General features: G+C 42.6%; 6 protein-coding genes. All 6 read right to left on the bottom strand.

The window, feature by feature from the left end; genetic code table 11:
- Positions 1–802: DUF3473 domain-containing protein (locus GXO76_02030; protein ID NOY76628.1), on the bottom strand; the 802-nt coding region annotated here is incomplete at its 3' end.
- Positions 803–812: 10 nt separating this feature from the next.
- Positions 813–1,850 (bottom strand): FemAB family PEP-CTERM system-associated protein, encoded by a 1,038-nt coding sequence (locus GXO76_02025; GenBank protein NOY76627.1) that lies wholly within the window; start codon positions 1,848–1,850, stop codon positions 813–815.
- Positions 1,819–2,202, bottom strand: coding sequence for a DUF2304 domain-containing protein (locus GXO76_02020; GenBank protein NOY76626.1), 384 nt, complete (start codon positions 2,200–2,202; stop codon positions 1,819–1,821). Before GXO76_02020 ends, GXO76_02025 begins: the two co-directional genes overlap by 32 nt.
- Positions 2,203–2,204: 2 nt before the next feature.
- Positions 2,205–2,918: a glycosyltransferase family 2 protein gene (locus tag GXO76_02015; GenBank protein NOY76625.1), complete on the bottom strand. Its 714-nt coding sequence runs from the start codon at positions 2,916–2,918 to the stop codon at positions 2,205–2,207.
- A gap of 271 nt (positions 2,919–3,189) precedes the next feature.
- Entirely contained in the window at positions 3,190–3,507 is a 318-nt protein-coding gene (locus GXO76_02010; protein ID NOY76624.1) for a hypothetical protein, read from the bottom strand.
- Between the two features lie 26 nt (positions 3,508–3,533).
- The coding region (locus GXO76_02005) for an oligosaccharide flippase family protein (GenBank protein ID NOY76623.1) at positions 3,534–4,463 on the bottom strand (930 nt) is incomplete at its 5' end.

The raw sequence follows: 4,463 nt of genomic DNA, 5'->3' as shown, positions 1-4,463 counted from the left end.
GGTAGGTTTGCGAGAGTTTTTTTATCTTTTTCTGAAACCGTCCAATATTGACATACGTAATAAAGTTATTTTTCAATCCCAGTTTTTGTTTGGGAATTCCAGGATCCAATTCCCACGGGTGAAAATACAAAACGGCAGGGGATCCCATTCGATCGTACTGACGAATAAAGGTGTGAATAAAAAATGAAGGAAGAGCCCGAAGGAAGAATCCCCCGGCGTAGGGGATTCTTTTGGAAAAAACTTCCCCCACAGAAGGAGGAATTTCAAACAATCCGTATTTTTCAAGTCGATAGGGCGTGCGCGGATTTGAATTATCCCCATATAAAAAGGTTTTGTACGGGTAAAGACTGGAATCATATTTAAAACCCATGTCTCTTAAAATCTCCCAGTACCACTCCAAACGGATAGACGTTGACCAGGAGGGCGCCCGATACCCCTTTGGCGCTTTGCCCGTAATGCCCTTTAAAATTGAAACCGCCTTTTCCGTATCCTTTTGAAATGCCTCCGGCGTCATATCGTAAACCAACTTGTGCTGGTAGCTATGGGAAGCGATCTCGTGCCCATGTCGGGCAATTTTGGCAATAACTTCCGGAAACTGTTCGGCCACATACCCCAACACAAAAAACGTAGCCTGCGTATGGGTTTCCCGGAAAAGATTCAAAATCATATCCGTGGTTTTGTCAATCCGACTCTCAAATGTTTTCCATTTTTCAAATGGCGCTCCCACCAAACTGGGGTGGTACCAATCTTCCAGATCACACGTCATTATGTGGTAGGTGTTGTTCATTAATGGATAATCCAATTCAGTGTTTTTACAATTCCGGTAAAAATTTCACCACACGCTTTCCCACGGCCGTAGCCAACGGCAGCGGAAGCTTTTTCCAAACGGAAATTAAAAATTCATACTTGTTGTTGTTGGCATCGACCTCCGGGATGGTTCCGGCTTTGTGCAGGTAATATTCATAAGGAAGAACCAGAGCCTCCGCCCCCCAGGGTTTTTTGAACTCATAGGTTCCTGTTCCCTGTGTTGACCGCCCAAAGTCAAAAAAATCATACCCGTTCTCGCAGCCGTATTTCAGAGCATTCCAGTACAGAATATGGTTTGGCCGCAAATGATTAAATTCGCTTAAAGAAGAGACCCACGGATCGGTGAGAATTCTCCCGGCGTAATCAACCATAAACATTCCCCCAATCACCCTTTTTTCGTACTTTACAACCAACAATTTGACCTGATCGCCAAATTTCTCAATTAATTTTCCAAACAGCCCAATGGGATGGGCCGGCGTTCCCAGGCGTTTCATGTTCGTTGTAAATATGCGATAGAAATCGTTCAGATAATGGTGTCCCCAATCCGCATAAAGCCCCTTTTTTTCGCCCTGTCTAACAAACCGGCGAATCTTTGGTTTGAGAGAATGCTTCCAAAGCTCCTCAGGATCCGAACTTAATTTGGTTACCAATCGAACAAAAACATCCTTTTGAGGAAGATGGCCAAAGGTTTGCTCATATTGACGGAATTCCACATATTGAACGCCATACTTTGCCGCCAGGTGCTTCGCCCATTTTAAAAGGAATTGCCCGGCCTCCCGGGTATCAAAACAAACCCCACCGTAGCTGGAAAAAGGAGTGGAAACCAAAAACGGTTTTCCCAGAATGTTTCTCATTAAGATCAGAGGCAAAACCCCAACAATCCGGCTATTCTCGACAGCAAAATAATACTGCGGAACAAACTGGAAAACAGATGCATAAACCTCCTGCCACCCCGAAAGCTGGTAAAAATTACCGTGAGGGTGACGGAGCACATACTGGTCCCAGGCCGCTTCAGTTTCCTTCGTTAATCTCTGTATTTTCATGTTGTTTTTGCTTCAACTCCTGGATATATAATTCGCTGATCGACAGTTCTTGATTGAGCGTCTTAATTCGGTCTTTCATCTTGGAAAGTTCCATGGACAAATGCAGAAGCATTAAAAATGCAAACACAATGGCAATGGCAAAATAGAGTGCAGGGGGATAATCAATTCCAATCGCACGGGCAATCTGATCTGTAAAACCCTGCCAAACCGAGAGAATAATCATCAAAACACTTACCGTCAACCAGAGAATGGAATGCTCGATTTTGAGTCGTCGGCCCCGAATGAGCTGAAGAATAAACACAAACATCCCCAAACTCAGGAGCAGTAAAAAAAGTCTCGCTTTGAGTGGCATCACTAAATCCTTACATTAGTATTGGTTTTGGCAATATAAAGGGATAAAAACATTTTAATCATATAAAAAATAGGTTTTAGACCGTTGTGCATGGATTTTCCCGTCGGATTTTCGTACATGACGACCGGAATTTCAGTAATTTTAAATCCGAGGGAAATGAGCAATACGATTACATCGGCATCGGGATAATCCGATGGAAATACATTCCCTTTCGCAAAAAAGCGAAATACCTTCCGGGACAGTGCCTGGTAGCCCGATGTGGGATCGGAAATATTTTGCCGGGTCAACAGATAGATGATGGATTGAAACAGTTTCATACCAAGCCGTCGATTGAAGGGGACTTTATATGACGTCCCCTTTTCCAGAAAACGGCTGCCAATCACCAAATCCGCCGTACCCTCCTCAACCAGAGAAACCATTTGAGAGATAAATTTGGGGTCATGCTGACCATCTCCGTCAATTTGGACAAGCACATCATAATGATTGGCGGTCGCATACCGGTACCCCGTCTGCAGCGCTCCGCCGTAACCCGTATTTAACACATGGGAAACCACCTTCGCTCCTTCGTTCCTGGCCATTTCGGCGGTTCTGTCGGCCGAACCGTCATCAATGACAAGAATATCCGCACCGGGGTTGGTTGCCCGAATTTCCCGAACTACGTTGGCAATATTTTTTTCCTCATTGTAAGCGGGAATAACGATGAGTACATTCAAAATTTGCTCCCTTAATTTTCTTCCAAATAGGATATTTGAGCATAAATCGTACCACAATGAACCATTTGGAGTTTATTAATTATCAATAAGTTACCTATACGGACGTGTTTTTATGAATGCTTCCAAATAAAAATAGTGGTTCGAATTAAACCACTATTTATAACGGGTAGATTGAAATGAAACAGTGCAGTTCATGTTTTTTCACTACATATCTGCTAAAGACTCTGAAAACAGGAGGGCAAATCAGGCCGCTTCGCGCCTATTGGTGGGCAGATCAAGCAATCGCAGCAAAAAACAGGGCGGTTACAACCACAAAAATAATGATATTGGTTACCACAATAAATGTCAACAGCGTTCCAATAATATTCCCTCCTTTTGTACCGAAGGTTTTCTTGACCGTTTTAAGAATATTAAGATACCAGACAAAAAGGGCAACAGATAAGGGAATGATGGAAATGGCCGTAATCGCAATCATGTACACATGGCTTCGTAAAGGGATCGCTTCTCTAAGCACAGTCAAAGAGATAAAACCACCAAATAAAACACCCAATATAAAAAAAATAATGCTGTTTTTCATGACGGACGTATCCACGCTTCCTCTCTCCTTCATTTCAATACTTATTGCGGTCTTTTTAGCGCCAAAACCAGCTGTTTAAAATACAGCTTCTCTTCGCGATCATAGTAAGATAAAATATACAATAAAGCCAAATAAAAAACAATTCCAATTCCGATATTCAGGAAAACATTCCAATGAATCAGGTAAAACAGCAGAAGTCCGACCAAAACGGAAGCCAATAGAGGCTTCACAATATATTTACTAAAGTGGATGTGAAACAAATACTTACGCACAATCGGATATTGAAAAATCAAATAGAAGCAAATCGACAAAAACGTGGCTGCGGCAGCACCATTGTACCCCCATCGGGAAATCAAAAAATAATTGAGCGTCGCATTGACCACCACACTGCTGCCATTGATGATCATATCGTATTTTTGCAGATTGCTGGCAACGAGCGTGTATCCCATCATCACGGTAATGCTGTAGGGAATAATGGTCAACATGAGAATTTTCAAAACAGCAATCGATTCGGAAAATTTTTGTCCATACAAGAGGAAAATAACCGGCTTTGCCAGAACAATCATCAAAACCGTCATAGGAATGCTGAAAAACAACAGGTAGCGAACACCCCGCTCGACGGTTTCCTGAAACGATTGGCCTTCTCCACCGAATTTTTTAGAAATAATCGGAAACAGTGAATAGACAAAGCTTTGGGGAATGATGATAAAAATCTGGAAAAGGCGGTAGGCAGCGCTGTAAATCCCACTGGCAACGGTACCATCCATTTTGGTCAGCATAATGATATCCAAACGCCAGTAAATCGTCACAAATACAATAATCAAGACAAAGGTTTGGAGTTTCTTCAGGAAATTCCAAATAAAGGTGAAATCGACATGGGCTGCCAGGCGCTCGATTCTCTTACTCAGGAAGAAGGAATAAATCACCAGAGAAAGATACCGGCATGCCAGAAAAACAAGCATCAATTCCAA

Source organism: Calditrichota bacterium, from assembly GCA_013151735.1.
GTDB lineage: Bacteria > Zhuqueibacterota > JdFR-76 > JdFR-76 > BMS3Abin05 > BMS3Abin05.
The sequence above is the reverse complement of the archived record's forward strand: the minus strand, read 5'-3'. Positions and strand labels throughout refer to the sequence as shown.

Coding starts and splice junctions, on each gene's coding strand:
- GXO76_02025 (NOY76627.1), bottom strand. CDS start 1,850: ATGAAAATACAGAGATTAACGAAGGAAACTGAAGCGGCCTGGGACCAG.
- GXO76_02020 (NOY76626.1), bottom strand. CDS start 2,202: ATGCCACTCAAAGCGAGACTTTTTTTACTGCTCCTGAGTTTGGGGATG.